23 protein-coding genes are annotated in these 26,721 nt (G+C 71.3%); 3 read left to right on the forward strand and 20 right to left on the reverse strand.

What is annotated here, in order from left to right; all coding sequences use genetic code 11:
* Nucleotides 1–18 precede the first annotated feature (18 nt).
* From aroQ to ACFY8W_RS31415, 11 genes are all read right to left on the reverse strand, one after another.
* On the reverse strand, nucleotides 19–465 hold the full coding sequence (aroQ, locus tag ACFY8W_RS31365) for a type II 3-dehydroquinate dehydratase (RefSeq protein ID WP_391112541.1): 447 nt from the start codon (nucleotides 463–465) through the stop codon (nucleotides 19–21).
* Nucleotides 462–1,556: a 3-dehydroquinate synthase gene (gene aroB, locus ACFY8W_RS31370; RefSeq protein ID WP_391112544.1), complete on the reverse strand. Its 1,095-nt coding sequence runs from the start codon at nucleotides 1,554–1,556 to the stop codon at nucleotides 462–464. Before aroB ends, aroQ begins: the two co-directional genes overlap by 4 nt.
* Nucleotides 1,553–2,071 (reverse strand): shikimate kinase, encoded by a 519-nt coding sequence (locus ACFY8W_RS31375; protein ID WP_391112547.1) that lies wholly within the window; start codon nucleotides 2,069–2,071, stop codon nucleotides 1,553–1,555. Before ACFY8W_RS31375 ends, aroB begins: the two co-directional genes overlap by 4 nt.
* Nucleotides 2,068–3,252: a chorismate synthase gene (aroC, locus tag ACFY8W_RS31380; protein WP_391112550.1), complete on the reverse strand. Its 1,185-nt coding sequence runs from the start codon at nucleotides 3,250–3,252 to the stop codon at nucleotides 2,068–2,070. Before aroC ends, ACFY8W_RS31375 begins: the two co-directional genes overlap by 4 nt.
* A gap of 131 nt (nucleotides 3,253–3,383) precedes the next feature.
* Nucleotides 3,384–3,620 (reverse strand): hypothetical protein, encoded by a 237-nt coding sequence (locus ACFY8W_RS31385; RefSeq protein WP_391112553.1) that lies wholly within the window; start codon nucleotides 3,618–3,620, stop codon nucleotides 3,384–3,386.
* Nucleotides 3,621–3,727: 107 nt separating this feature from the next.
* Nucleotides 3,728–4,555, reverse strand: a complete 828-nt coding sequence (locus tag ACFY8W_RS31390) for a shikimate dehydrogenase (protein ID WP_391112556.1) — start codon at nucleotides 4,553–4,555, stop codon at nucleotides 3,728–3,730.
* The gene (gene mltG / locus ACFY8W_RS31395) at nucleotides 4,552–6,312 is read right to left on the reverse strand and encodes an endolytic transglycosylase MltG (RefSeq protein WP_391112558.1); all 1,761 of its coding nucleotides are present in this window, start codon (nucleotides 6,310–6,312) and stop codon (nucleotides 4,552–4,554) included. Before mltG ends, ACFY8W_RS31390 begins: the two co-directional genes overlap by 4 nt.
* A gap of 101 nt (nucleotides 6,313–6,413) precedes the next feature.
* Complete coding sequence (ruvX, locus tag ACFY8W_RS31400) at nucleotides 6,414–6,878, reverse strand: Holliday junction resolvase RuvX (protein WP_356069196.1); 465 nt, start codon at nucleotides 6,876–6,878, stop codon at nucleotides 6,414–6,416.
* Complete coding sequence (alaS, locus tag ACFY8W_RS31405; RefSeq protein WP_391112562.1) at nucleotides 6,878–9,547, reverse strand: alanine--tRNA ligase; 2,670 nt, start codon at nucleotides 9,545–9,547, stop codon at nucleotides 6,878–6,880. Before alaS ends, ruvX begins: the two co-directional genes overlap by 1 nt.
* On the reverse strand, nucleotides 9,547–9,903 hold the full coding sequence (locus tag ACFY8W_RS31410) for a hypothetical protein (protein ID WP_391112565.1): 357 nt from the start codon (nucleotides 9,901–9,903) through the stop codon (nucleotides 9,547–9,549). Before ACFY8W_RS31410 ends, alaS begins: the two co-directional genes overlap by 1 nt.
* A gap of 5 nt (nucleotides 9,904–9,908) precedes the next feature.
* Nucleotides 9,909–10,340 carry a DUF948 domain-containing protein gene (locus ACFY8W_RS31415; protein ID WP_391112568.1) on the reverse strand — a complete coding sequence of 144 codons (432 nt, stop codon included), beginning with the start codon at nucleotides 10,338–10,340 and terminating at the stop codon, nucleotides 9,909–9,911.
* Between the two features lie 176 nt (nucleotides 10,341–10,516).
* Here ACFY8W_RS31415 and ACFY8W_RS31420 point away from each other — a divergent pair, with 176 nt between their 5' ends.
* Nucleotides 10,517–12,688: an AAA family ATPase gene (locus tag ACFY8W_RS31420; RefSeq protein WP_391112570.1), complete on the forward strand. Its 2,172-nt coding sequence runs from the start codon at nucleotides 10,517–10,519 to the stop codon at nucleotides 12,686–12,688.
* Between the two features lie 34 nt (nucleotides 12,689–12,722).
* Here ACFY8W_RS31420 and rpsD read toward each other — a convergent pair whose 3' ends face one another.
* The 5 genes from rpsD to ACFY8W_RS31445 all read right to left on the reverse strand — a co-directional run bounded on the left by rpsD (nucleotide 12,723) and on the right by ACFY8W_RS31445 (nucleotide 17,934).
* Nucleotides 12,723–13,337: a 30S ribosomal protein S4 gene (gene rpsD, locus ACFY8W_RS31425; RefSeq protein ID WP_391112573.1), complete on the reverse strand. Its 615-nt coding sequence runs from the start codon at nucleotides 13,335–13,337 to the stop codon at nucleotides 12,723–12,725.
* A gap of 389 nt (nucleotides 13,338–13,726) precedes the next feature.
* Nucleotides 13,727–15,082, reverse strand: a complete 1,356-nt coding sequence (locus ACFY8W_RS31430) for an AAA family ATPase (RefSeq protein WP_391113353.1) — start codon at nucleotides 15,080–15,082, stop codon at nucleotides 13,727–13,729.
* 52 nt (nucleotides 15,083–15,134) lie between these two features.
* Nucleotides 15,135–15,761 (reverse strand): vitamin K epoxide reductase family protein, encoded by a 627-nt coding sequence (locus tag ACFY8W_RS31435; RefSeq protein ID WP_391112576.1) that lies wholly within the window; start codon nucleotides 15,759–15,761, stop codon nucleotides 15,135–15,137.
* A 192-nt stretch (nucleotides 15,762–15,953) separates the two neighbouring features.
* On the reverse strand, nucleotides 15,954–17,216 hold the full coding sequence (gene hisS / locus ACFY8W_RS31440) for a histidine--tRNA ligase (RefSeq protein ID WP_391112579.1): 1,263 nt from the start codon (nucleotides 17,214–17,216) through the stop codon (nucleotides 15,954–15,956).
* A 10-nt stretch (nucleotides 17,217–17,226) separates the two neighbouring features.
* Nucleotides 17,227–17,934: an MBL fold metallo-hydrolase gene (locus ACFY8W_RS31445; protein ID WP_391112582.1), complete on the reverse strand. Its 708-nt coding sequence runs from the start codon at nucleotides 17,932–17,934 to the stop codon at nucleotides 17,227–17,229.
* A 153-nt stretch (nucleotides 17,935–18,087) separates the two neighbouring features.
* On the opposite strand from ACFY8W_RS31445, the gene ACFY8W_RS31450 reads away from it, so the two are divergent.
* Nucleotides 18,088–18,870, forward strand: coding sequence for a peptidylprolyl isomerase (locus ACFY8W_RS31450; RefSeq protein WP_391112584.1), 783 nt, complete (start codon nucleotides 18,088–18,090; stop codon nucleotides 18,868–18,870).
* A gap of 220 nt (nucleotides 18,871–19,090) precedes the next feature.
* Complete coding sequence (locus ACFY8W_RS31455; RefSeq protein WP_391112587.1) at nucleotides 19,091–20,320, forward strand: DUF349 domain-containing protein; 1,230 nt, start codon at nucleotides 19,091–19,093, stop codon at nucleotides 20,318–20,320.
* A 141-nt stretch (nucleotides 20,321–20,461) separates the two neighbouring features.
* Here the strand turns inward: ACFY8W_RS31455 and ACFY8W_RS31460 are convergent, their stop codons facing one another.
* From ACFY8W_RS31460 to secD, 4 genes are all read right to left on the reverse strand, one after another.
* On the reverse strand, nucleotides 20,462–22,936 hold the full coding sequence (locus ACFY8W_RS31460) for a RelA/SpoT family protein (protein ID WP_391112590.1): 2,475 nt from the start codon (nucleotides 22,934–22,936) through the stop codon (nucleotides 20,462–20,464).
* A 277-nt stretch (nucleotides 22,937–23,213) separates the two neighbouring features.
* Entirely contained in the window at nucleotides 23,214–23,765 is a 552-nt protein-coding gene (locus tag ACFY8W_RS31465; RefSeq protein ID WP_391112591.1) for an adenine phosphoribosyltransferase, read from the reverse strand.
* A complete protein-coding gene (secF, locus tag ACFY8W_RS31470) occupies nucleotides 23,762–24,841 on the reverse strand; it encodes a protein translocase subunit SecF (protein WP_391112594.1) in 1,080 nt (359 codons plus the stop codon). The genes ACFY8W_RS31465 and secF overlap by 4 nt, the downstream gene beginning before the upstream one ends.
* A 1-nt stretch (nucleotide 24,842) precedes the next feature.
* Nucleotides 24,843–26,621: a protein translocase subunit SecD gene (gene secD / locus ACFY8W_RS31475; protein ID WP_391112597.1), complete on the reverse strand. Its 1,779-nt coding sequence runs from the start codon at nucleotides 26,619–26,621 to the stop codon at nucleotides 24,843–24,845.
* Nucleotides 26,622–26,721 lie beyond the last annotated feature (100 nt).

Here is a 26,721-nt window from a genome sequence, read left to right on the forward strand (position 1 = left end):
GGAGTGGGGACGCGGGGCTCAGGCGTCCAGTTCCTCCGCGAGCGCGCGCAGCGCCAGTCGGTAGGAGCCGATGCCGAAGCCGGCGACGGTCCCGGTGGCCACGGCGGCCACCACCGAGGTGTGCCGGAACTCCTCCCGTGTGTACGGGTTGGAGATGTGCACCTCGATCAGCGGCGCCGTGCGCTGCGCGGCCGCGTCCCGCATCCCGTACGAGTAGTGCGTGAAGGCGCCGGGGTTGAGCACGACCGGGAGCGAGCCGTCGGCCGCCTCGTGCAGCCAGCGGATCATCTCGCCCTCGTCGTTGGTCTCGCGCACCTCGACGTCGAAGCCCAGCTGCTCGCCGAGCGCGCGGCAGGACTCCACGAGGCCCTTGTACGAGGTGGCGCCGTAGATGTCGGGCTCGCGGGAGCCGAGGCGGCCGAGGTTCGGGCCGTTCAGGACGAGGACGCGACGCCGCTCGCTCACGCGGACACCTCGCCGTAGGCCGCGATGAGGACGGCCGGGTCGGGGCCCTCGAGGACGGTCGGCTTGCCGAGGCCGTCGAGGACGATGAAGCGCAGCAGGTCGCCGCGGGACTTCTTGTCGACCTTCATGGTCTCGAGGAGCTTGGGCCACTGGTCGCCGCGGTAGGTGAGCGGCAGGCCGACGGACTCCAGGACGGCGCGGTGGCGGTCGGCGGTGGCGTCGTCGAGGCGGCCGGCCAGCCGGCCGAGCTCGGCGGCGAAGACCATGCCGACGGAGACGGCGGCGCCGTGCCGCCACTTGTACCGCTCGTTCTTCTCGATGGCGTGGGCGAGGGTGTGCCCGTAGTTGAGGATCTCGCGGAGGCCGGCCTCCTTGAGGTCGCCGGACACCACCTCGGCCTTGACCCGGATCGACCGCTCGATGAGCTCGGCGGTGTGCGGCCCGGCGGGAGTGCGGGCGGCCTGCGGGTCGGCCTCGACGAGCTCGAGGATCACCGGGTCGGCGATGAAGCCGGCCTTGATGATCTCGGCGAGACCGCTGACGTAGTCGTGCACCGGCAGCGAGTCGAGCGCGGCCAGGTCGCAGAGCACGCCGGCCGGCGGGTGGAAGGCGCCGACGAGGTTCTTGCCCTCGGCGGTGTTGATGCCGGTCTTGCCGCCGACGGCCGCGTCGACCATGCCGAGCACGGTCGTCGGGACGGCGACCCAGCGCACGCCGCGCAGCCAGGTCGCGGCGACGAAGCCGGCCAGATCGGTGGTGGCGCCTCCGCCGACGCCGACGATGACGTCGCTGCGGGTGAAGCCGGTCTGCCCGAGCGCCTTCCAGCAGTAGGCGGCGACCTCGGCGGTCTTGGCCTCCTCGGCGTTGGGCACCTGGATGGCGACGGCCTCGTATCCCTGCTCGGCGAGGTCCTCGCGCAGCGCCTCGCCGGTCTCGGCCAGCGCCTCGGGGTGGATCACGGCCACGCGCCTGGCCTGGGGGCCGATGAGCGCGGGCAGCTCGCCGAGCAGCTGTCGGCCGACCAGTACCTCGTACGGGTCGGAACCCGCGGAGCCGCCGACCTGGATACGGGTCACTTCCTGGTCCGTCATACGTCCTTCAACTCCAGTGCGTCGAGGATCGCGGCGGCGACCTCTTCGGGCGTGCGGTCGTCGGTGGCGACGACGACGCTCGCGACTTCTTCGTACAGATGGCGCCGGGCGTCCATCAGCTCGCGCCACTGCCGGCGCGGGTTGACGGCGAGCAGCGGCCGGGCGGCGCCGAGGCCGACGCGGCGGACGGCCGCCTCGACGTCCATGGAGAGGTACGCGACGGGCAGCCCTCGCAGCAGGGCGCGGGTGCCCGGGTCGAGCACCGCGCCGCCGCCGAGGGCGAGGACGCCCCCGTGCTCGGCGACGGCCTTGCTCACGGCTTCGCGTTCGAGCGCGCGGAAGTGGTCCTCGCCCTCCTCGACGAAGATGTCCGCGATCTCGCGTCCCTCGGTGGCGACGATGTCCGCGTCGGTGTCCCGGTAGACGGCGCCGAGCCGCTCCGCGAGCAGCGCGCCGACGGTGGACTTGCCGGAGCCCATGGGCCCGACGAGGACGACCAGCGGGCCGGCGGTCACCGGATGTGGAGGTTGTCGAGGTAGGACCGGACGTTGCGACGGGTCTCGGGGACCGAGTCGCCGCCGAACTTCTCCAGGACGGCGTCCGCGAGGACCAGCGCGACCATCGCCTCGGCGACGATGCCCGCGGCCGGGACGGCGCAGACGTCGGAGCGCTGGTGGTGCGCGGCCGCGACCTCGCCGGTGGCGACGTCGACGGTGGCGAGGGCGCGCGGCACGGTGGCGATGGGCTTCATCGCGGCGCGGACGCGCAGCAGCTCGCCGGTGCTGAGGCCGCCCTCGGTGCCGCCGGCGCGGCCGGAGCTGCGGGTGAGGCCGTCCTCGCCCTTGACGATCTCGTCGTGGGCCTGCGAGCCGGGCACGCGGGCGAGCTCGAAGCCGTCGCCGACCTCGACGCCCTTGATGGCCTGGATGCCCATGAGCGCGGCGGCGAGCCGGGCGTCGAGGCGCCGGTCCCAGTGCACGTGGGAGCCGAGGCCGACGGGGACGCCGTACGCGAGGACCTCGACGACGCCACCGAGCGTGTCGCCGTCCTTGTGGGCCTGGTCGATCTCGGCGACCATCGCCTTCGACGCGTCGGCGTCGAGGCAGCGCACCGGGTCGGCGTCGAGCTTCTCGACGTCGGCCGGGGTCGGGTAGACGCCGTACGGGGCCTTGGCGGCGGCGAGCTCGACCACGTGGGAGACGATCTCGATGCCGGCCGCCTCCTTCAGGAAGGAGCGGGCGACGGCGCCGAGGGCGACGCGGGCGGCGGTCTCACGGGCGCTGGCGCGCTCCAGGATCGGCCGGGCCTCGTCGAAGCCGTACTTCTGCATGCCGGCCAGGTCTGCGTGGCCGGGGCGGGGGCGGGTCAGCGGCGCGTTGCGCGCGGAGTTCGCCAGCTCGGCCGGGTCGACCGGGTCGGCCGCCATGACCTTCTCCCACTTGGGCCATTCGGTGTTGCCGACCATGACGGCGATCGGCGAGCCGAGCGAGAGTCCGTGCCGGACACCACCCAGGAAGGTGATCTCGTCCTGCTCGAACTTCATGCGCGCACCGCGTCCATAGCCGAGGCGCCGCCGTGCGAGATGGTCCGCCACCAGCTCCGTGGTGACCGGAACACCGGCCGGAAGTCCCTCAAGGGTTGCAACCAGCGCGGGGCCGTGAGACTCCCCCGCCGTCAGCCAACGCAACCTGCTCAACGATGCTCCTCATGCTCGCGCCTGGGCACTGCGACGGCACGACCTGGGTGCGCGGCCCGGGTCCGCCTCCCCTGATCCTCCCACGTCCGGGCGGTCGATCGATCGCCGGTCCACGGGTCGGGACACATGTCTCACGTGTCGGGTGAGGCTTCCGGCGGACCGGCGGACGCCGCACGCCGCTCACGCCACCAGTCGCGGCAGCGGGTCGCCACGACGTACAGCACGAACCCGCCCCCCAGCGCGATCACCGAATAGCGGAGCCACTCCGGCAGCGCCATGAAGGCGACCCGGAGGAGTCCGCCCACCACGCGGGCGAGGTCACCCGCGACGTCCCACTTGGACGCGAGCAGCACGCCGCCGCTCTCCATGCTCTTCCCCCTGTCGTGCCCGCACCGGGCGCCCCGGATCGGCACCTTGGACGGTGCCTCGGATCAGGCACCTCGGATCAGGTGTCCCGTACCGGCGTGTTCCGGTGTCAGCGCTCGGCGAGCGCCTGCTCCCCCGCCGCCCGCATCGCCGCGAGCGGTCCCGGCGCGCGGCCGGTCATCTGCTCGACCTGGAGCACCGCCTGGTGCACCAGGAGGTCGAGTCCGCCGACGATCTTCCCGCCGCGGGCCGACCAGGCGGCGGCGAGGCGGGTGGGCCAGGGGTCGTAGAGGACGTCGAACAGGGTGCCGGGAGCCTCCGGGACGGCCCCGGCGAGCGCGTCCGTCGTGCCGGCCGGGGTGGTGGCGACGACCAGCGGCGCGGCGAAGGCCTCCGCCGCCCCGTCCCAGGCGGCGATGCGCACGTCGACGCCGAGCCGTTCGCCCCAGCCCCGCATCTCCTCGGCGCGCGCCTCGCTGCGTACGTACGCGGTGACGGGCCCGGAGCACACCCGGGCGAGCGCGGCCAGGGCCGAGGAGGCGGTGGCGCCGGCACCGAGGATCGCGGCGGAGTCCACCTTCTCGACGCCGCGCTCGCGCAGCGCGGCGATCATGCCGGGGATGTCGGTGTTGTCGCCGGTCCGCCGGCCGTCCTCGGTGAACACCACCGTGTTGACCGCCTCGACCGAGGCGGCGGTGTCCGTGATCTCGTCGAGCAGCGGGATGATCGCCCGCTTGAGCGGCATGGTGAGGGAAAGCCCCGCCCACGACGCGTCCAGCTCGCCCACGAAGCCGGGGAGCGCGGCCTCGTCCACCTCGAACCGGTCGTAGGACCAGTCGTCGAGGCCGAGCTCCCGGTACGCGGCCCGGTGCAGCACCGGGGAGAGCGAGTGGGCGATGGGCGAGCCGAGTACGGCCGCCCGGTGTCGTGTACTCACTGCCCCGACTTCTCCCGCTCCTTCTCGTACTCCGCGACGTTCTTGTTGTGCTCGGCGATCGTCACGGCGAAGACCGTCTTGTTCTCGTTGATCGACACGAAGTAGTACCACGGGCCGGGCGTCGGGTTCATGGCGGAGTGGAGGGCGTCGAGCCCCGGGTTGCTGATCGGGCCGGGGATCATGCCCTGGACCCGGTACGTGTTGTACGGGTCCTGGATCTTCCGCAGGTCCTTGACCTGACCGACGTCGAGCGTGCTCTGACCGCGCAGGTAGTTGACCGTGGAGTCGAACTCCAGGCGGCCCACGGTCTCCATGTTGCCGGGCTTGAGCCGGTTGTAGACGACCCGCGCGACCTTGTCGAAGTCGTGCTTGTACTTGCCCTCGACCTGCACGAGGCTCGCGACGGTGACGAGCTCCCACGGGCCGTCGAGGCCGAGCTCCTTCGCCTTCGCGTCGAGGTCGAGCTTGGCGTACTCGCCGTTCGAGCGGGAGACCATCTTGCGCAGGACGTCCTCGGGCTTGGTGCCCTTGGCGACCGGATAGGTCGCGGGGAAGAGGAAGCCCTCCAGCGGGTCCTTGACCTCGGGGTGGTTCTTCGCCCAGTCGGGCAGACCGAGGCTGTTCGCCTGCTTGACGGCGGTTTCCTTGGTGGTGCCCCGTTTGAGGCCGAGGCGTTTGTCGAGCTCGTCGTAGACCCAGGCGTTCCTCTTGCCGGGCGGCAGGACGAAGTTGGCCTTGCTCGCCGGGCTGAGCATCAGCGCGACGGCGCTCTCCGCCGACATCTCCTTCTTCAGCGTGTAGACGCCGGCCTGGATCGTCAGGCCCCTCGGGTTCTTCTGCTGGGCCGAGACGAAGGCGTCGACGCTCTTGACGACGCCGGCCTTCTTCAGGATGTTGCCGATGACGTAGCCGCCGGCGTCCTGCGGGATCTCGACCTGGACCTCGCCGCTTCCCTCGCCCGCGTAGTCGGGCGCGGCGCCGAACTGGCCCTGCCAGAACTTGTAGCCGAAGTAGCCGATGCCGCCGACACCGCCGACGAGGACCGCGGCCACGACCAGGCAGGCCATGCCGTTCTTGGCCTTGCGGCCCTTGTTGCCGCGGCGCTCGCGTCCGGAGCGGGAGCCGCGGCGGCCGCCGGGCTCCTCTTCCTCGTCGTCGTACTCGTCGTAGTCGTCGTCGCGGCCGCCGTCGGCGGCCCGGCGGTCGCGCCGGTCGCGGGTGGCGTCGTCCGAGCCGGTGAAGAAGGGATGGTCCTCCTCCTGCGGCTCCGCCTCCCAGTCGGTCACCGGTTGCGGCGGCACCTGCCGCCGGCCCGGGGGCTGCGGCGGGGGGTACGCCTCGGGGGTGCCGTAGAGGTCGGGCTGCTGGCCGCCGTACGGATCGGCGGGCGGGGCGTTGTACGGCATGGCCGCCTGGCCCGTCTCCCAGTTCCCGTCGTACCGCTGGTCGTACTGCTGGTCATACTGCTGGCCGTACTGCTGTTCGGGATACCCGGGCGTGTCGTAACCACCCGGGTTCCCGTACTGCTGTCCGCCGTACTGCTGGGCGTCGTAACCGTGGGACTGCTGGGGGTGCTGCTGATGCTGCTGCTGGTACATGCCGTCGGCATACGCCTGCTGCTGCCCGTACGGGTCCTGGTGGCCGTACTGCTGCGCCTGCTGCGGGTACTGCTGCTGGCCTTCCCACCCCTGGTCCCCGTACAGCGGGTCCGCGGGGTGCCACGGTTCGGAGCCGGGGCTCCGGCCATACTCAGTCATCGATCCCCAAACAGCCGCGAGGCTTCCGGACGTTCCGCCTCTACGTTGTGCGGCAGCTGTTCGAACACCGCCGCATCGCGCGGAACGTTACCGTATCGCGATCAGATGACCACTTCGACGCCCTCGCCGGGCGGATTACCCGATACCCGTTCGGACTCAAGAGCGTTCTGAAGGATGATCACCGCGGCGGCCTGGTCGATGACCGAACGGCCCTTCTTCGACTTCACTCCCGAGGCCCGCAGGCCCTGGGTCGCGGTGACCGTGGTCATCCGCTCGTCGACCAGCCGGACCGGGACCGGGGCGATGCCCTTGGCCATCTCGCGGGCGAAGGCGCGGACCTTGGTCGCGGCCGGACCCTCCCGCCCGCTGAGCGAGCGGGGCAGGCCCACGACGACCTCGATCGGTTCGTACTCCTCGACGATCTGGCGCAGCCGCCGGTGGGCGGCCGGGACGTCACGTCCCGGCACGGTCTCCACCGGCGTGGCCAGGACCCCGTCGGGGTCGCACGAGGCGACCCCGATCCGGGCGTCCCCGACGTCGACGGCGAGTCGTCGTCCTCGTCGCATCAGACCGTTTCCACCACCTGGCGCTCGACGGCCTCCATGGCCTCGCCGACGGCCTGCGGGTTCTGGCCGCCGCCCTGGGCGACGTCCGGCTTGCCGCCACCGCCGCCGCCGAGGGTCTTGGCGGCCGTGCGGACCAGCTCGCCGGCCTTGAGGCCGCGCTCGCGGGCGGCCTCGTTGGTGGCGATGACCGTGAGCGGCTTGCCGTTGGCCGTGGTGAACAGGGCGACGACGGCCGGGCGGTCGGACGGGATGCGGCCGCGGACGTCGAGGACCAGCTTGCGCAGGTCGTCGGCGCCGGTGCCGTCCGGCACCTGGCCGGTGACCAGGGCGACGCCGCGGATGTCCCGGGCGGAGTCGACCAGACCGGCGGCGGCCTGCAGGACCTTCTCGGCGCGGAACTTCTCGATCTCCTTCTCGGCGTCCTTCAGCTTGCCGAGCATCGTGGAGATCTTCTCCGGCAGCTCCTCCGGGCGGCCCTTGACCAGCTCCTGGAGCTGGGCGACGACCGTGTGCTCGCGGGCGAGGAAGTTGTACGCGTCGACGCCGACCAGGGCCTCGATGCGGCGCACGCCGGAGCCGATGGAGGACTCGCCGAGCAGCTTCACCAGACCCAGCTGGGCGGTGTTGTGCACGTGCGTGCCGCCGCACAGCTCCTTGGAGAAGTCGCCGATGGTGACGACGCGGACCTTCTCGCCGTACTTCTCGCCGAACTCGGCGATGGCGCCCTGACGCTTGGCCTCGTCGATCGGCATGACCTCGGCGTGCACGTCGAGCTCGCGCGAGAGCACCTCGTTGATCTTCTGCTCGACGTCCGTGAGGACGGCGCCGGGAACGGCGTTCGGCGAGCCGAAGTCGAAGCGGAAGCGGCCCGGGGAGTTCTCCGAACCGGCCTGGGCGGCGGTCGGGCCGAGGGCGTCGCGCAGCGCCTGGTGGGTCAGGTGGGTGGCGCTGTGGGCGCGGGCGATGGCCCGGCGGCGGCGCACGTCGATGGCGGCGTAGGCGGTGGCGCCCACGGTCACCTCGCCGACCTGCACCGAACCCTTGTGCACGGAGACGCCGGGGACCGGCTGCTGCACGTCGCGGATCTCGATGACGGCGCCGGAGTGCAGCCTGATGCGGCCGTGGTCGGCGAGCTGGCCGCCGCCCTCGGCGTAGAACGGGGTGCGGTCGAGGACGACCTCGACCTCGTCGCCCTCGGAGGCGGCGGGCGACGGGACGCCGTTGACCAGCAGGCCGACGACGGTGGTCTCGCCCTCGGTGTTGGTGTAGCCGGTGAACTCGGTGGCGCCGGCGCTGTCGGCGATCTCGCGGTACGAGGTGACGTCGGCGTGGCCGGTCTTCTTGGCCTGGGCGTCGGCCTTGGCCCGCTCCCGCTGCTCCTTCATCAGGCGGCGGAAGCCGTCCTCGTCCACGGTCAGGCCCTGCTCGGCGGCCATCTCGAGGGTGAGGTCGATCGGGAAGCCCCAGGTGTCGTGGAGCAGGAACGCCTTGTCGCCGGCGAGGACCGTGCCGCCGGCGGCCTTGGTCTCGGTCACGGCGGTGTCGAGGATGTTGGTGCCGCCCTTGAGGGCCTTCAGGAACGCGGCCTCCTCGGCGAGGGCGACCGTCTCGATGCGCTTGCGGTCGGTCTCCAGCTCCGGGTACTGCTCGCCCATCGTCCTGATGACCGTGTCGACGAGCTCGCCGACGACCGGGCCGGTGGCGCCGAGCAGGCGCATGTTGCGGACGGCGCGGCGCATGATGCGGCGCAGCACGTAGCCGCGGCCCTCGTTGCCGGGGGTGACGCCGTCACCGATGAGCATGACGGAGGTGCGCATGTGGTCGGCGACCACGCGCAGCGAGACGTCGCTGTCGTGGGCCTTGCCGTAGGCGACGCCGGTGAGCTCGGTGGCCTTGTCGATGACGACCTTGAGGGTGTCGGTCTCGTACATGTTCTGCACGCCCTGGAGGATCATCGCCAGGCGCTCGAGACCGAGGCCCGTGTCGATGTTCTTGGACGGCAGGTCGCCGAGGATCTCGAAGTCCTCCTTGCCGATGCCCTGGCCCCGCTCGTACTGCATGAAGACGAGGTTCCAGATCTCGACGTACCGCTCGTCGTTGACGGCGGGGCCGCCCTCGACGCCGAACTCCGGGCCGCGGTCGTAGTTGATCTCGGAGCAGGGGCCGCAGGGGCCGGGGACGCCCATGGACCAGAAGTTGTCCTTCTTGCCGAGGCGCTGGATGCGCTCGGCGGGCACGCCCACGACGTCGCGCCAGATGGCCTCGGCCTCGTCGTCGTCCTGGTAGACGGTGATCCAGAGCTTCTCCGGCTCGAGCCCGTAGCCGCCGTGCTCGACCGAGGTGGTCAGCAGCTCCCAGGCGAGCTTGATGGCGCCTTCCTTGAAGTAGTCGCCGAAGGAGAAGTTGCCGCACATCTGGAAGAACGTGCCGTGGCGGGTGGTCTTGCCGACCTCTTCGATGTCGGGGGTGCGCACGCACTTCTGCACGCTGGACGCGCGCGTGAAGGGCGGCTTGACCTCACCCAGGAAGTAGGGCTTGAAGGGCACCATGCCGGCGGGGACGAGCAGCAGAGTCGGGTCGTCCGCGATGAGCGACGCCGAAGGGACGACGGTGTGCCCGCGCTCCTCGAAGAAGCTCAGCCAGCGGCGGCGGATTTCAGCCGACTCCATCAGTGGTCCTCATTCCGGTTGTACGTCAACGAATAGGTGGTGTCTGGGGTGGTGCGGCCGCCGAGTTCCGGCCTGCGGCGCGGCGCGGGGAGCTCGCGCTCCTGCTCCGCGGGCGGCGGCGCGTCCAGGCCGAGCGCCTCGCCGAGCTCGGCCTCGCGCTGCAGCATGTTCGCCCGCACGTCGAGGGCGAAGCCGACGGCGCGGTCCTTGATCCGGTGCCCCGCCTCGACGGCCTTGTCGGCCGCCTGCGCGGCGAGGCTCTCCGGCGTCAGCTGCTTGAGCTTGCGGTTGACCTTGGTGGTGGCCCACACGCCGGCGGCCGCGCCCGCGGTGAACCAGAACGTACGGCGGAACATCGTGCTCAGCCCTTCTGCTTCCGGCGTCGCGCGGACGGCACGGTACGACCGACGATCACAGTACGCCGGTCGGCCGCGGGCGGCGCGTCCTCGCGGTTGCGGCCCAGCGCCCTGCGCACCCCGTAGCCGAAGGCCGCCACCTTGACCAGCGGGCCGCCGAACGTGGAGGCGACGGTGCCGGCCAGCGCGGAGGCGTTGGAGGTGACCTCCTGGACGTCCGACGCGATGGAGTCGACCCGGTCGAGCTGGGTCTGCGCGGAGCGCACGGCCTGGGAGGCGTCGGCGAGCAGGGGGACGGCCTGGTCGGTCACGTCCGCGACGAGCTTGGTGGTCGCCTTGAGCGTCTGCGCCAGCCTCACCAGCACCACGGCGAGGAAGGAGACGAGAATCGCCCAGAACACGGCCACCAGGATCCCGGCAACCTCACCACCGGTCACTCTGCACCGCTCTCTGCTGTCGTCGGGCCCCGGACGGTCGTCGGACCCGCTGCTGATACGTCCTCCGACCCTATCGCGCCCGGGCTCCCGGGCCGTACCGCATTACCGCTTGTGGGAGGGGAGTTGCGGCGTACCGATTGTACGGAGCGCGCGCGGATGAGTACGCTCCGTGTCCCATGCGACGGAGCAATCTCCCTGCGGAGCTGAACCGGTTCGTGGGCCGGACCGCCGAGCAGGACCAACTGGCCGGGTTGATCGACGAGTTCAGGATGGTCACGGTCGTCGGAGTGGGCGGGGTGGGAAAGACCCGGCTGGCCCTGAGAACCGCCGAGGCACTGCAGAAACGCTACGTCGACGGGGTCCGCCTCGCGGAGCTGGCCGCGCTGCGCGACCCCGGCCTGGTGGCCCACGCGCTGGTCGAGGCGCTGGGTCTGACCGACCACACCGTGCGCGCCCCGCTCGAGGTGCTCCTGGATCACCTCGCGGAGCGGCGGCTGCTGCTCGTGGTGGACGGGTTCGAGCACCTGGCGGAGGAGTGCGCGGGGCTGCTGCGGGAGCTGCTGCTGGGCTGCCCGGGGCTCAGGGTGCTCGCGTCGGGCCGGCGGCCGCTGCGGGTGGACGGCGAGGCGGTGTTCACGCTGGCGCCGATGGACGACGCCGACGCGATGGAGCTGCTCGCCGGGCGGGCGGCGGAGGCGGGCGCGGGCGGGGCCGGGGACCCCGGCACGCTGCGGGAACTGTGCCGGCGCCTGGACGGGATTCCGCTGGCGCTCGAACTGGCGGCGGCGCGGCTGCCGCTGCTGACCCCGGCACAGCTGCTGCGGCGCCTCGAGGACCGGTTCCGGCTGCTCGACGGCGGCCGGCGCGGTGCGCTGCCCCGGCACCAGACGCTGCGGACGGCCATCGGCTGGAGCCACGAGCTGTGCACGCCCGAGGAGCGGCTGCTGTGGGCGCGGCTCTCGGTCTTCGCCGGTCCGTTCGACCTGGAGGCGGTGGAGTACGTGTGCGCGGGCGCCGGTCTGTCCGCGGACCGGGTGCTCGACGTGCTCGGTGAGCTGCTCGCGCAGTCGCTGGTGACCCGCGAGGACACGGCGGCGGGCCCGCGTTTCCGGATGCTCGACACGGTCGGTGCGTACGGGGCCGAGTGGCTGGAGGCGCTCGGGGACACCGAGCGGATGCGCCGTCGGCACCGGGACTGGTACACGGGGTTCGCCACGTGGTGCGAGCTGGAGTGGTTCAGCCCGCGGCAGGCCGAGGTGGCGGCGGCCACGGACGTGGCGCTGCCGAACCTGCGGGCGGCGCTGGAGCTGTGCCTGGAGTCGGCGGAGGACGCCTCGCTGGCCCGGCACCTGGCGGGGACGCTCTGGTTCTACTGGGTGGGCTGCGGGCGGCTGTCCGAGGGACGGCACTGGCTGGACCGGGCGATCGCCATGCCCGCGTGCGGCCCGGCCGCGCTGCATGAGGAGGCGCGCCTGAAGGCGCTGTGGGTGCTGGGTTACGTGGCGATCCTGCAGGGCGATCCGACGGCGGCGGTGGCGGCGCTGCACGAGTGCGGGGAGCGGGCCCGGGCCACCGGGAACGCGCTGGCCGAGGCGTACGCGACGCACCGGATGGGCTGTCTGGCGCTGCTCTCGGACGATCTGCCGGGGGCGGAGGAGCTGATCGGCCGGGCGCTCGACGCGTACGGGGAGATCGGCGAGCTGAACAGCAACGTGCTGATGGGCCAGGTGGAGCTGGCGATGGCGCGGGCGTTCGTGGGCGACCTTCAGGGCGCGGTCGCGCTGTGCGCGGAGGTGCGGGAGGTCTGCGAGGAGCGCGGCGAGCGCTGGACGCGGGCGTACGCGCTCTTCGTGCTGGCCTACGCGGCGCTGACGGACGGCGATCCGGTGTCGGCGCGGGAGCTGCTGACCGAGTGCGTCACGATCAACCACACCTTCCACGACCTGGTGGGTCTGGTGCTCGCGATCGAGCTGCTGGCCCTGGTGACGGTGGTCGAGGGGGACGCCGAGGAGGCGGCGGTGCTGCAGGGTGCGGCGATGCCGGTGTGGCGGTCGGTGGGTCTGCCGCTGTTCGGTTCGGCGCACTTCAACGGCTCGCGGGCGCTGTGCGCACGGCAGGCGCGCGAGGCACTGGGCGGCGAGGCGTACGGGGCCCGGTACGGCGAGGGCGAGCGGCTGTCCGTCGACGCCGCGGTGGACCGGGCACTCGCCGGCCGCCCGGATCCGGCCGGGCGGGACCGGGCCGGGGCGCGGGCGCCGCGGCCGTTCCGGGCCGGGCGGGCGCCGGTCCCGGAGACGCGGAAGCCCGCCGGCTCCCCCACCGGAAAGGGCGGGGAAGCGGCGGGCTGAACACCGCGGGGGTGGTACTACGGCCTGCCGGAGATCAGCGGGCGTAGTACTCGACGACCAGCTGCTCGTCGCAGATGACCGGGATCTCCTTGCGGTTCGGGTCGCGGTCGAGGCGGAAGGCCAGGGCCTTCAGGTTGACCTGCAGGTAGCGCGGGGTCTCGCCCTCGGCGGCGAAGCCACCCTCGCGAGCGACCTGGAAGAGGGTCTTGGCGCGGGACTTCTCGCGGACCATCACGACGTCGTCGGGACGGACGCGGAAGGACGGCTTGTCGACCTTGCCACCGTTGACCTGGATGTGGCCGTGGACGACCATCTGGCGGGCCTGGTAGATGGTGCGGGCGATGCCCGAACGCAGGACCAGGGCGTCGAGGCGACGCTCGAGCTCGACGACCAGCGCCTCGCCCGTCTTGCCCTCGGCCTTCTTGGCGCGGTCGTAGGCGCGGGCCATCTGGCGCTCGCTGATGTCGTACTGGGCGCGCAGACGCTGCTTCTCGAGCAGACGGACCTTGTAGTCCGAGTTCTGCTTGCGGCCACGGCCGTGCTCGCCCGGCGGGTAGGGGCGGGCCTCGAAGTACTTGACGGCCTTCGGCGTCAGCGCGATGCCGAGCGCACGGGACTTCTTGACCTTGGGACGGGACTGGTTCGGCATGAACCAACCTCTCTGCTGTTGCGAATACGGCTTCACCAGGGTTAGGGAGGTCGCAATCCGCAGCCGGGAAACCCGCCGGGTCCACGAGGGACCTGCCGGGCAGCCGCTCCCAGGTCTGGGCACGTACGTGCAGCACGCGAACGACCCACCGCCCGCTCCGGAGTTCCCGGTGGTGGTGGGTTGCCCGCGACACCTTCGAAGGTGCGCGACGCTCCTGGAGACCAGGCCCGAAGGCCGGAGCTCCGGCTGACTGTCCCGCTCTGGTGATGTCGGCCGAAGCCGGACACGGGACGCAGCACTTCCGACGAGTGTACCGGGTCCGCCGGGGCCCTCGTGCACCGAGGCCCTCGGCCCGGGAGGCCGTGGTCCCGGCCGCCTCCCCGGCTCCGTCAGCCGCCCTCGCCCTTCAGCCGCTCCCGAACCTTCTCCACCACGTCCGCGTACCGCGCCTCCGCGCCGTAGCGGGTGGGTTCGTAGTAGCGCTTGCCGTGGACGGCGTCCGGGGCGTACTGCTGGGGCGCGATGGCGCCCGGCACGTCGTGCGGATACACGTAGCCCTGGGCGTGGCCGAGCTTGGCGGCGCCCTTGTAGTGGCCGTCGCGCAGATGCGGCGGGACGGGGCCCGCGAGCCCGGCCCGTACGTCGGCCTGGGCGGCGAAGATCGCGTTCGTCGCCGCGTTCGACTTCGGGGCGAGGGCCAGGGCGATGGTGGCGTGGCTCAGGGTCAGCGCGGCCTCGGGGAAGCCGATCATCGCCACGGCCTGGGCGGCGGCCACGGCGATCGGCAGCGCGTTCGGGTCGGCGAGGCCGATGTCCTCGCTCGCCGAGATCATCAGCCGGCGGGCGATGAAGCGCGGGTCCTCGCCCGCCTCGATCATCCGGGCCAGATAGTGCAGCGCCGCGTCCACGTCCGAGCCGCGGATCGACTTGATGAGGGCGCTCGCCACGTCGTAGTGCTGGTCGCCGTCCCGGTCGTACTTCACGGCCGCCCGGTCCACGGTCTCCTCGACCGTCTCCAGGGTGATCTCGGGCTCCTGCTTGGCGATGGCGGCACCCGCCGCCGCCTCCAGGGCCGTCAGGGCGCGCCGGGCGTCGCCGCCGGCGATCCGGAGCAGATGGGCCTCGGCGTCCTCGGGCAGCGTCACCGCGCCGCCCAGCCCCCGCTCCTCCGTGAGCGCCCGGCGCATCAGGCCCCGCAGGTCGTCGTCGGTGAGCGGCTCGAGGGTGAGCAGCAGCGAGCGGGAGAGCAGCGGGGAGATCACCGAGAAGTACGGGTTCTCCGTGGTGGCGGCGATCAGGGTCACCCAGCGGTTCTCCACGGCCGGGAGCAGCGAGTCCTGCTGGGCCTTGGAGAAGCGGTGGATCTCGTCGAGGAAGAGGACGGTCTCCTTGCCGTAGCCGCCGACGGCACGCCGGGCGCCGTCGATGACGGCGCGGACCTCCTTGACGCCCGCGGTGATCGCGGACAGCTCCACGAAGCGCTTGTTGGTGGCCTTCGACACCACGTACGCCAGGGTGGTCTTCCCGATGCCGGGCGGGCCCCAGAGGATCACCGAGGACGCGCCCGCCGGGCCTCCGCCGCCGTCGCCGACCAGCCGGCGCAGCGGCGAGCCGGGCTTCAGCAGATGGCGCTGGCCCACGACCTCGTCGAGGGTGCGCGGACGCATCCGCACGGCCAGCGGGCTGCTGGCCGGGTCCTTCTCCTGGCGCTCTTCGGCGGCTGCGGTAAAGAGGTCGGGCTCCACGGTCATGAAGCCTAAGTCAGAGCACTGACAGTCCGGACGGCACGGCCCGACCTCAGCTGGTCCAGAAGTCCCACCAGCGGGTCAGGATCAGCATGCCGATGATGCCGACGTGCAGCACCGGCAGGACCCAGGTGAACTCGTCGAAGAAGGTCCGCAGGCCCGAGGGGGCGGGAATGACGCCGCGGCGGACGTTGTGCGAGGTCGTGTACCAGAACATGACGATGGTGGCGACCCAGGCGAGGCAGCACCACAGGCACAGCGCGTTGATCTCGTACAGCGACTGGTACATCAGCCAGGTGCAGAAGCCGACGCCGAACAGCATTCCGGCGTTGAGGCCGAGCCAGTACCAGCCGCGGTAGCGGGCGCCCGCCAGCAGGCCCACGCCGATCGCGACGACCATGGCGTACGTGACGAGGCCGAACATCGGGTTGGGGAAGCCGAAGACCGAGGCCTGCTCGCTCTTCATGATGTTCCCGCAGGACACGATCGGGTTCAGGCTGCACCCGGGCGTGAAGTTCGGGTCCTCGAGCAGCTTGAACTTGTCGATGGTGATGACCCACGCGGCCAGCAGACCGGCGGCGCCGGTGATCACCAGAAGCCAGGCGAAGCCGCGGCTCGCGCCGATGGCGCGGGAGTCCTCCCGCGCGGCGGTCTCGTTCGCGGCCGCTGCTTTCGTCATGTCGTTCTACTCGCTCTTCGTCGATTCGTCGATTCCGCTGACCGGGGCACGAACATTCTGCCGCACACGGTGGCACGGACGACGTGAGCGCGAGGTAAACGGAAGGGCCCGGCCCGCGCCGCGCGCGGACCGGGCCCCTGCCCGTGCTCGTCCCTGTACTCGTCCTCGTACCGGGACCGGGACCGGCTTCGATCAGGCGAGCCGTGCCTTCACCGTCTCGACCAGCTCGTCCAGCGCGACCGCCGTCTGCTCGCCGGACTCCATGTCCTTGAGCTGGACGACACCCTCGGCGAGGTCCCGCTCACCGGCGACGACCGCGAAGCGGGCGCCGGAGCGGTTGGCGTCCTTCATCGAGCCCTTGAGGCCCTTGCCGCCGAAGGAGAAGTCGGCGGCGACACCAGTCCTGCGCAGCTCGGTGATCTTGCCGAAGAGCACCCGCCGGGCCTCGTCGCCGATCGCCACGGCGAAGACGCTGGTGGTGGCCGGGAGATCGAGCTCCACCCCTTCCGCCTCCAGCGCGAGGACCGTGCGGTCCACGCCGAGCGCCCAGCCGACCGACGGCAGCGCCGGGCCGCCGATCATCTCGGACAGGCCGTCGTAGCGACCGCCGCCGCCCACCGCGGACTGCGAGCCGAGACCGTCGTGGACGAACTCGAACGTGGTCCGGGTGTAGTAGTCCAGGCCGCGCACCAGCTTCGTGTCGTCCTCGAAGACGACGCCCGCCGCGGTGATCAGCGCGCGCACCTCCTCGTGGTACGCCTTGCACTCCTCGCACAGGTAGTCCTTGAGGAGCGGCGCGTCGGCCAGCTGCTTCTGCACGGACTCGCGCTTGTCGTCGAGGACGCGCAGCGGGTTGATCTCGGCACGGCGCAGCGTGTCCTCGTCCAGGTCGAGGCCGCGCAGGAAGGTCTGCAGGGCCTCGCGGTAGACAGGACGGCACTCCTTGTCACCGAGCGAGTTCAGGAGGATGCGGTAGTTGCGCAGGCCGAGGGATCGGTAGGCCTGGTCGGCCAGGATGATCAGCTCGGCGTCGAGCGCCGGGTCCTCGGAACCGATGGCCTCGGCACCGACCTGCGAGAAGTGGCGGTAACGGCCCGCCTGCTGGCGCTCGTACCGGTAGTACGAGCCGGAGTACCAAAGCTTGACGGGCAGGTTGCCCTGCTTGTGGAGGTTGGACTCGAGGGCCGCGCGTAGGACGGATGCCGTGCCCTCGGGACGCAGGGCGAGCTGGTCGCCGCCCTTCGTGGTGAGGGTGTACATCTCCTTGGTCACGATGTCGGTGGACTCGCCGACGCCGCGCGAGAAGAGGCTGACGTCCTCGAATCCGGGGGTCTCGACATAGCCGTAGCCGGCGTTCTTCACCTGGGCGGCGATCGTGTCACGCACGGCCAGGAACGTGGCCGAACGCGGAGGGATCAGGTCGTACGTGCCCTTGGGGGCCTTGAAGGTGCTCACGTGGATCTCGTCACATTCCTCGTCGGGGAGCGTCCGCGCTCCCGAGGCCGGCCGCCACCTGCCGCAGATACGGGTTGGTGGCGCGCTCCTGGCCGATGGTCGTCTGGGGACCGTGCCCCGACAGCACCACGGTCGAGTTGTCGAGCGGCAGGCACACGCGGGCCAGCGACTGCAGCATCTCGTCCATGTCACCGCCGGGAAGGTCGGTGCGTCCGATGGAGCCGGCGAACAGCAGGTCGCCGGAGAAGAACACGGAGGGGATCTCCGAGGTCTCCGGCGTCCGGAAGGTCACCGACCCCTTGGTATGACCGGGCGCGTGCGCGACGGTGATGTCGAGGCCCGCGAGCTTCAGCTCGGCGCCGTCGGTGAGCTCGTGCACGTCGTCCGGCTCGCCCACGGTCAGCTCGCCCATGAGGGGCATCCCGATGGAGCGGCCGAGGGCCTTCTCCGGGTCGCTCATCATGTACCGGTCGGCGGGGTGGATCCACGCGGGTACGTCATGGGCGCCGCAGACCGGGACGACGGAGGCGACGTGGTCGATGTGGCCGTGCGTGAGGACCACGGCGACGGGCTTGAGCCGATGCTTCTTCAGCGTCTCCTCGACTCCCTGGGCGGCCTGGTGGCCCGGGTCGATGATGACGCACTCCTCGCCTGCGGCGGGGGCGACCACGTAGCAGTTGGTGCCCCAGGCCCCGGCGGGGAACCCGGCAATCAGCACGATCGTCCTTATTTGTCGTCCGGCATGTGGCTGCGGCGGTGCGGAATGCAGCAGATCAGAGCCTACCGGCGCTGCGTATTCCACAGCCAACCCGTATACGGTACGGGCACATCCGGCCAGGACTGAACAGACGATCGACAAGGAGCGGACCCGGTGGTCAGCAGCGATCAGCGGCGGCGGCAGCTCGCCAGGGAGAAGTACGCGCGGCAGCAGCAGCGGCGTGCGGAGGCACAGCGCAGGACGCGCCGTAACACCGTCATCGCGTCGTCGGTGGCGGTGGTGCTCGCCGCCGGCCTCGCCGTCTGGGCCTCGGTGGCACTGACCGGCGACGACTCCAAGAGCACGGAGGCCTCGCAGCCCTCGGAGACGCCGAGCGCGGCGCCGACCGAGGAGAAGAAGCCCGAACCGGCGATGTCGATCGACAAGAAGGCCACGTACACGATGGCCCTCAAGACGAACGTCGGCGACATCACGGTCACGATGGACGCGGCGAAGGCCCCGCACACCGTGAACTCCTTCAAGCACCTCGCCGACAAGAAGTACTTCGACGGGACGGCGTGCCACCGCCTGACCACCTCGGGCATCTTCGTGCTCCAGTGCGGCGACCCGAAGGGCGACGGCACCGGCGGCCCCGGCTACTCGATCCCGGACGAGAACCTGAACGGCCTCGGCAAGGCCGCCAAGGACGGCATGGTGACGTACCCGAAGGGCACCGTGGCGATGGCGAACGCCGGCCCGAACACCGGTGGCAGCCAGTTCTTCCTCGTGTACAAGGACACCAAGCTCCCGCCGAACTACACCCCCTTCGGCACCTTCGACGCCGACGGCCTGAAGGCCGTCGAGGAGGTCGCGAAGGCCGGTGTCGCGGGCGGTGCCGGCGACGGTGCGCCCCAGAAGAAGGTCACGATCGAGAAGGCCGCCGTCACCAAGAAGTGAGCCGGCGGACCGGGCGATGACGGCCCGGCGACCACACGTGCGCGTGACCGTTGAATTTCGGTCGTGCTGAGTGCGGACAGCCGGGCCGCCGTTCGCCTAGATTGGCGTTGTGCAGCGCAGGCCGTCGGCCGTGCTGTGGAGGGCGGGCGAGACCCGCCGGGAAACCGTGGACGATGCCAGGGGCGGAGCCCCCGCGACGGCATCATGTTGAGGAGGCGCTGTGAGCAGCGACCCGTGGGGCCGCGTCGACGAGACGGGCACCGTGTACGTGCGTACGGCCGAGGGCGAGAAGGTCGTCGGATCGTGGCAGGCCGGCAGCCCCGAGGAGGCGCTGGCCTACTTCGAGCGCAAGTACGAGGGCCTGGTGGTCGAGATCGGCCTCCTCGAGAAGCGGGTGCGGACCACCGACCTGTCGGCCAAGGACGCCACGGCGGCCATCGAGCACATCCGGCAGCAGGTCGACGAGCACCACGCCGTCGGCGACCTGGCCGCGCTGGCCGCCCGTCTCGACAAGCTGACCGAGACGGTGGAGACCCGCCGCGAGGAGCGCAAGGCCCAGAAGGCGAAGCAGGCCGACGAGGCGCGCTCCGCCAAGGAGGCCCTGGTCACCGAGGCCGAGGAGCTGGCGCAGAGCGAGCAGTGGCGCGCCGCGGGCGAGCGTCTGCGGGCCCTGGTGGACACCTGGAAGGGCCTGCCGCGGCTCGACCGGAAGTCCGACGACGAGCTGTGGCACCGCTTCTCGCACGCCCGCTCGGCGTTCTCCAAGCGTCGCAAGGCCCACTTCGCGGCGCTCGACGCGCAGCGCGAGGACGCCCGCAAGACCAAGGAGAAGCTGGTCGCCGAGGCCGAGGCGCTGTCGAACTCGACCGACTGGGGTGCGACGGCCGCCCGCTACCGCGAGCTGATGGCGGACTGGAAGGCGGCGGGCCGGGCCCAGCGCGAGCACGAGGACGACCTGTGGAACCGCTTCCGCGGCGCCCAGGACGTGTTCTTCGCGGCGCGCGGCGAGGTCTTCGCCGAGCGTGACGCCGAGCAGGTCGAGAACCTCAAGCTGAAGGAGGAGCTCGCGGCCGAGGCGGAGAAGCTGGTGCCCGTGACGGACCTGAAGGCCGCTCGTGCCGCCTTCCGCTCCGTCAACGAGCGCTGGGAGGCCATCGGCCACGTGCCGCGCGACGCCCGCCCGAAGGTCGAGGGCCGGATGCACGCGGTGGAGCGGGCGATCCAGGAGGCCGAGGAGGCCGAGTGGCGTCGCACCAACCCGGAGGCGCGGGCGCGCGCCGCGGGTCTCACGGGCCAGCTCCAGGACGCGGTCGACAAGCTCCAGAAGCAGATCGACGCGGCCCGCGCGGCGGGCAACGACGCCAAGGCCGACAAGCTCGCCAAGGAGCTCGAGGGCCGTCAGGCGCTGCTCGACCAGGCTCTGAAGGGCCTGCAGGAGTTCGGCGGCTGAGCCTCCTTTCGCGCCTGAACCGGCGCCGCTCTCGCGGAGGTGGTCGCTCTCCGTCGGGGTTCCTCGATTGATGGCTGATGCGACCGTCAGGAAAAAGGCGGCTTCGGTACGCGAGTACCGGAGCCGCCTTTCGTGCGCGTGCTACGGCCGGCGGGCCGAGGTCACGCGGTAGACGTCGTAGACGCCCTCCACGCCGCGCACGGCCTTCAGGACGTGGCCCAGGTGCTTGGGGTCGCCCATCTCGAAGGTGAAGCGCGAGGTGGCCACCCGGTCGCGGGAGGTCTGGACGGCCGCCGACAGGATGTTGACGTGCTGGTCCGAGAGGACCCGGGTGACGTCGGAGAGCAGCCGGGAACGGTCCAGGGCCTCGACCTGGATGGCGACCAGGAAGACGGAGGACTGGGTGGGCGCCCACTCGACCTCCAGGATCCGCTCGGGCTCCCGGGACAGCGACTCGACGTTCACGCAGTCGCTGCGGTGCACGGACACGCCGCTGCCGCGGGTGACGAAGCCGATGATCGGGTCGCCGGGCACCGGGGTGCAGCAGCGGGCCAGCTTCACCCAGACGTCCTCGACGCCCTTGACGACGACGCCCGGGTCCGAGCTGGAGCGGCGCTTGGTGCGGCCGCGGGCCGGCGGGTGGGTCTCGGCGATGTCCTCGGTCGCGGCCTCCTCGCCGCCGAGGGCCTGGACCAGCTTCTGCACGATGGACTGGGCCGTCACATGGCCCTCGCCGATCGCCGCGTACAGCGAGGAGATGTCGGTGTACCGCATCTCGTGGGCGAGGGTGACGAGCGAGTCTCCGGTGAGGATCCGCTGGATCGGCAGGTTCTGCTTGCGCATGGCCCGCGCGATGGCGTCCTTGCCCTGCTCGATGGCCTCGTCGCGGCGCTCCTTGGAGAACCAGGCGCGGATCTTGTTGCGGGCACGCGGCGACTTGACGAAGCCCAGCCAGTCCCGGGAAGGTCCGGCGCCGGCGGCCTTCGAGGTGAAGACCTCCACGAGGTCGCCGTTGTCGAGGGTGGACTCCAGCGGCACCAGGCGTCCGTTGACGCGGGCGCCTATCGTGCGGTGGCCGACCTCGGTGTGGACGGCGTAGGCGAAGTCGACCGGGGTGGCGCCGGCGGGCAGCGCTATGACGTCGCCCTTCGGCGTGAAGACGAAGACTTCGTTGCGCGAGAGGTCGAAGCGCAGCGACTCCAGGAACTCCGAGGGGTCCTCGGTCTCCTTCTGCCAGTCGAGGAGCTGCCGCAGCCACGCCATGTCGTTGACGGTGTCTTTTTCGGCGTCCTTGCCGGACCTCTTCGGCACGTCGGTGCGCACCTTGGAGGCGCCGGCGACGGCCTCCTGCTTGTACTTCCAGTGCGCGGCGATGCCGTACTCGGCGCGGCGGTGCATGTCGAAGGTGCGGATCTGCAGCTCGACGGGCTTGCCGTTGGGTCCGATGACCGTCGTGTGCAGCGACTGGTACATGTTGAACTTCGGCATCGCGATGTAGTCCTTGAACCGGCCGGGGACCGGGTTCCATCGCGCGTGGACGGTGCCGAGGGCCGCGTAGCAGTCGCGGACGGTGTCCACGAGGACGCGGATGCCGACCAGGTCGTAGATCTCCGCGAAGTCACGGCCGCGGACGATCATCTTCTGGTAGACGCTGTAGTAGTGCTTCGGCCGGCCGGTGACGGTGGCCTTGATGCGGGCGGCCCGCAGGTCGGACTGGACCTCGTCGGTCACTATCGCGAGGTACTCGTCGCGCTTGGGGGCGCGCTCGGCGACGAGCCGGACGATCTCGTCGTACATCTTGGGGTAGAGGATCGCGAAGGCGAGGTCCTCCAGCTCCCACTTGATGGTGTTCATGCCCAGCCGGTGGGCCAGCGGGGCGTAGATCTCCAGGGTCTCGCGGGCCTTCTTCTCCTGCTTCTCCCGCTTGAGGTAGCGCATGGTGCGCATGTTGTGCAGGCGGTCGGCGAGCTTGATGACCAGGACCCTGGGGTCCTTGGCCATGGCGACGACCATCTTGCGGACGGTCTCGGCCTGCGCGGCCTCGCCGAACTTGACCTTGTCGAGCTTGGTGACGCCGTCGACGAGCAGGGCGACCTGGTCGCCGAAGTCGCGGCGCAGGTCCTCCAGGCCGTACTCGGTGTCCTCGACGGTGTCGTGGAGCAGGCCGGCCATGAGCGTCGCCGGGTCCATGCCGAGCTCGGCGAGGATGGTGGTGACGGCGAGCGGGTGGGTGATGTACGGGTCGCCGCTCTTGCGCTTCTGGCCGCGGTGCCAGCGCTCGGCGACCTGGTAGGCCCGCTCGATCTGGCGGAGTGTCGCGGTCTCGATCTTCGGGTCGTTGGAGCGGACGATCCGCAGCAGAGGTTCGAGGACCGGGTTGTACGGGGAGGACCGCTGGACGCCGAGGCGGGCGAGGCGGGCGCGGACCCGGCTCGAGGAGCCGCCGGAGCGGGCGGGCGGGGCCGGGGCGGGCCGGCCGGACGGGGGCGGGGCGGGGGCCGCGGGCCGGGGCCTGGTCTCCGCAGGCGGGTTCTGGGGCGCGGCGGTGCTCGGCGCGGCCTGCTCGGCTCGCTTGTCGGGCTGCGCGGCGGAGAGTGGCTGGGCCTCGTCTGGCAAGAGCGCTCCTTGGGGGTCCCCCCGGACGGGGTCTGGGGGAGGTTCCGGGTCCCCCGGTCAGGCCCGGAAAGGCCATGGTATCGACCTGGAAGCGCCTGTGCTCACGCGCCTGTGGGCTGAGACGCACCTCATGCGCGGCCGTGCCTCGCCGGGTGCCCGTTTCTCGGGGCTGTCCGGAAAACGACGGAGGCGGCCCGGGGAATTCCCGGGCCGCCTCCGTACCAGGTCCGGCGGTGTCCCACGCCGTCCGACGCCGCCGGACGGCACGGACGACGGCTCAGACGGTGATGAGCGCGGTGAGCGGCGCTCCGGCCAGGACGGGCTCGAGGCGGGCCCGGCCCGGCAGGAAGCCGAGCTCCATGAGGACGGCGACGCCGGCGACCTCGGCTCCGGCACGCCGGATCAGCTCGATGGAGGCCTCGGCGGTGCCGCCGGTCGCGAGGACGTCGTCGATGACCATGACGCGGTCGCCCGCGGCCAGGTCCTCGGCGTGCACCTCGATCTCGGCGGTGCCGTACTCCAGCTCGTACGCCTGCCGCAGCGTCGCCCCGGGCAGCTTCCCGGCCTTGCGGACCGGGATGAAGCCGAGGCCGGCGCGGACGGCGACCGGCGCGGCCAGGATGAAGCCGCGGGCCTCCAGGCCGACGATCTTCGTGGCGCCGTGCGCGGCGCACAGTCCGGCCAGCGTGTCGGTGAGCGCGGTGAACGCCTCCGGGTCCGCGAGCAGCGGGGTGATGTCCTTGAACAGCACCCCGGGCTTCGGGTAGTCGGGGACGTCCCTGATGCGACTGAGGAGCAGCTCGTGGTTGCCCTGCGCCTCGGCGGTCATCCGCGCCGTCCGGAGGAACGGCCGCGGCGGCCGCGCTGGCCGACGACGGCCGGCTCGGCGCCGGAGGCGTCGAACGCGTCGCCGGTGTCGAGGTCGTCGCCCTTGGCGGCGTCGGAGGCACGCTTGGCCAGGACGCGCTTCTTCAGGGCCTTCATCGCCGGCTCGCGCTCCTTGAGGTCGGCGACCAGCGGGGTGGCGATGAAGATCGACGAGTACGCGCCGGCCGCGAGACCCACGAACAGCGACAGCGAGATGTCGTTCAGCATGCCCGCGCCGAGGACGCCGCCACCGATGAAGAGCAGACCGGCGACCGGGAGCAGCGCCACGACCGTGGTGTTGATCGAACGGACCAGGGTGCTGTTGATCGAGCGGTTGGCGACGTCGCTGTACGTCCAGCGGGTCTGCTTGGTGATGTCCTTCGTCTGTTCCTTGAGCGAGTCGAAGACGACGACCGTGTCGTAGAGCGAGTAACCGAGGATCGTCAGCAGACCGATGACCGTACCGACCGTGACCTCGAAGCCGACCAGCGAGTAGATGCCGACGGTGATGGTGAGGTCGTGGATCAGCGCGACGAGCGCCGCGAGGGCCATCCGCCATTCGAAGGCGATGGCGAGGTAGATCACCACGAGGATCATGAAGACCCCGAGGCCCGTCCAGGCCTTGGTGGCGATCTGCTCACCCCAGCTGGGGCCGACGAGCTCCGCCGCGATCTTCGTCTCGGGGACGTTCAGGTCCTTGGCGAGCTCCGAGCGGACCTGGTCGGACTTGGCGGTGTCGAGGCCGCCGACCTGGATGCGCAGGGAGCCGTTGCCGAGCTGCTGGACGATGGCGTCGTGGCCGGAGGCCTCTTCCGCGTACTCCGTGGCCTGGCTGACGGAGACGTCCGTCTTCGGGGTGGTGAAGACGGCGCCGCCCTGGAACTCGATGCCCATGTTCAGGCCGCGCACCGCGAGGGCGACGATGGCCGTGATGGTGATCAGGATCGAGAGGCCGTACCAGATACGGCGGTTGCCGATGAAGTCGTAGCCGACCTCACCGCGGTGGAGTCGGGCGCCGAGATCGCCGAGCTTCGACATCTCACGCCTCCTTCGGTTCGACGGGGCCAGCGGCAGGGGCGGACGTACGGCGGGTGCGGCGCAGCGGCGGCTTGGCACCGAGGCTCTTCGGGTCGAGGCCGGACATCTTGTGCCCGTTGCCGAAGAACTTGGTGCGGGCGAGGAGCGTCATCACCGGCTTGGTGAAGAGGAACACCACCACGATGTCGAGCAGCGTGGTCAGGCCGAGCGTGAACGCGAAGCCCTGGACCTTGCCGACGGTGACGACGAAGAGCACCGCGGCGGCGAGGAACGACACGAAGTCGGAGACCAGGATGGTGCGCCGGGCCCGCGGCCAGGCGCGCTCGACGGCCGGACGCAGCGTGCGGCCCTCGCGGATCTCGTCGCGGATGCGTTCGAAGTAGACGATGAACGAGTCCGCGGTGATGCCGATGGCGACGATGGCACCACAGACGGCCGGCAGGTTCAGCGCGAAGCCGATGGCCGGGCCGAGCAGGGCCATGATCACGTAGGTGAGCAGGGCCGAGACGCCGAGGCTGAGGATCGCCACGAACGACAGGCCGCGGTAGTAGACCACCAGGTAGATGATGACCAGCGCGAGGCCGATGGCACCGGCGATCAGGCCCGCCTGGAGCTGCTCTCCGCCGAGGGCGGCGGTGACGGTGTCGACGCTCTGGGTCTCGAAGGACAGCGGCAGGGCGCCGTAGGACAGGATGTTGCCCAGGTCCTGGGCCGTCTCCTGCGTGAAGCTGCCGGAGATCTCGGCGCTGGCGCTCAGCGTCTGGCGCACGGACGGCGCGGAGACGACGTCGCCGTCGAGGACGATCGCGAAGCGGTTCTGCGGGTCCTGCTGCTGCGAGAGCTTGCCGGTGATCTTCTGGAACTTCTTCGAGCCCTCGCCCGTGAAGTCCATGGTGACGATCCACATGCCGCGCTGCTGGTCGAAGACGCCCTGGGCGTCGTCGACGTCCTTGCCGTCGACCTCGGCCGGGCCGAGGAGGTACTTGGACCAGATGCCGGGGGCGTCCTCGCCACAGGCGATGGTGGGCTCGGAGGGCTTGACGCCCTGGCCGACGGCGGCGCGCTGCTTCGGGTCGAGGCAGTTGAGCGTCGCGAACTTCTGCTGCAGGGCCGTGGTGGCGGCGTCACCCGACTGGGTCGGGTTCGGCGTCGAGGACGCCTTCGGCGACGCGGAAGAGGAGGAGCTCGCGGTGGGCGTGGGGCTCGGGGCCTTCAGCGCCTCGCTGACGGCACGGCCCTGGCTGGAGGCGGTGGCCGTCGGGGTGGCGGACTTGCCGTCCTTGCCCTTGTCCGCGGTGGCGCCGGAGGGCTTCGCCGACGGGGTCGCCGAGCCGCTGGGCGTGGCGCTGGGGTTCGGCGCGGGCTGATCGGCCGCGGCGACGGCCAGGACCTGCCGGAAGTACAGCTGGGCGGTGGTGCCGACCTGCTCGCGAGCCTGCTTCTCGTTCGTCCCCTTGGGGATGTTCACGATGATGTTCTCGCGGCCCTGCGTCTGGACCTCGGCCTCGGAGACACCCAGACCGTTGACACGGCGCTCGATGATGCCGACCGCCGTGTTCATGTTGGTCTCGTTGACGGCGGACTCCTGTCCGGGCTCCGCCTTCGCCTTGAGCGTGATCGACGTGCCGCCGGCGAGGTCGATGCCCAGGCGCGGGGTGGTGTGCCCCGACCAGAACATGCCGCCGGTGAGCGCGACCATGGCGATCAGAATGAGTGCCAGGGCGCGGCCCGGCCGGCTCTGGCCCCCCGCCGGCCTTCGGCCCTTCTTCGGTGCTGCCACCTGTCGTTTCTCCCTGTCCAAACCGCCCCCGCGCCGGTTGGGCGGGCGGCGGCCACGAAGTGTGTGTGGGGACCTGCCCCCGCAGACGTGAAACCGGTCC

Source organism: Streptomyces sp. NPDC012637, from assembly GCF_042954805.1.
Classification (GTDB): Bacteria; Actinomycetota; Actinomycetes; order Streptomycetales; family Streptomycetaceae; genus Streptomyces.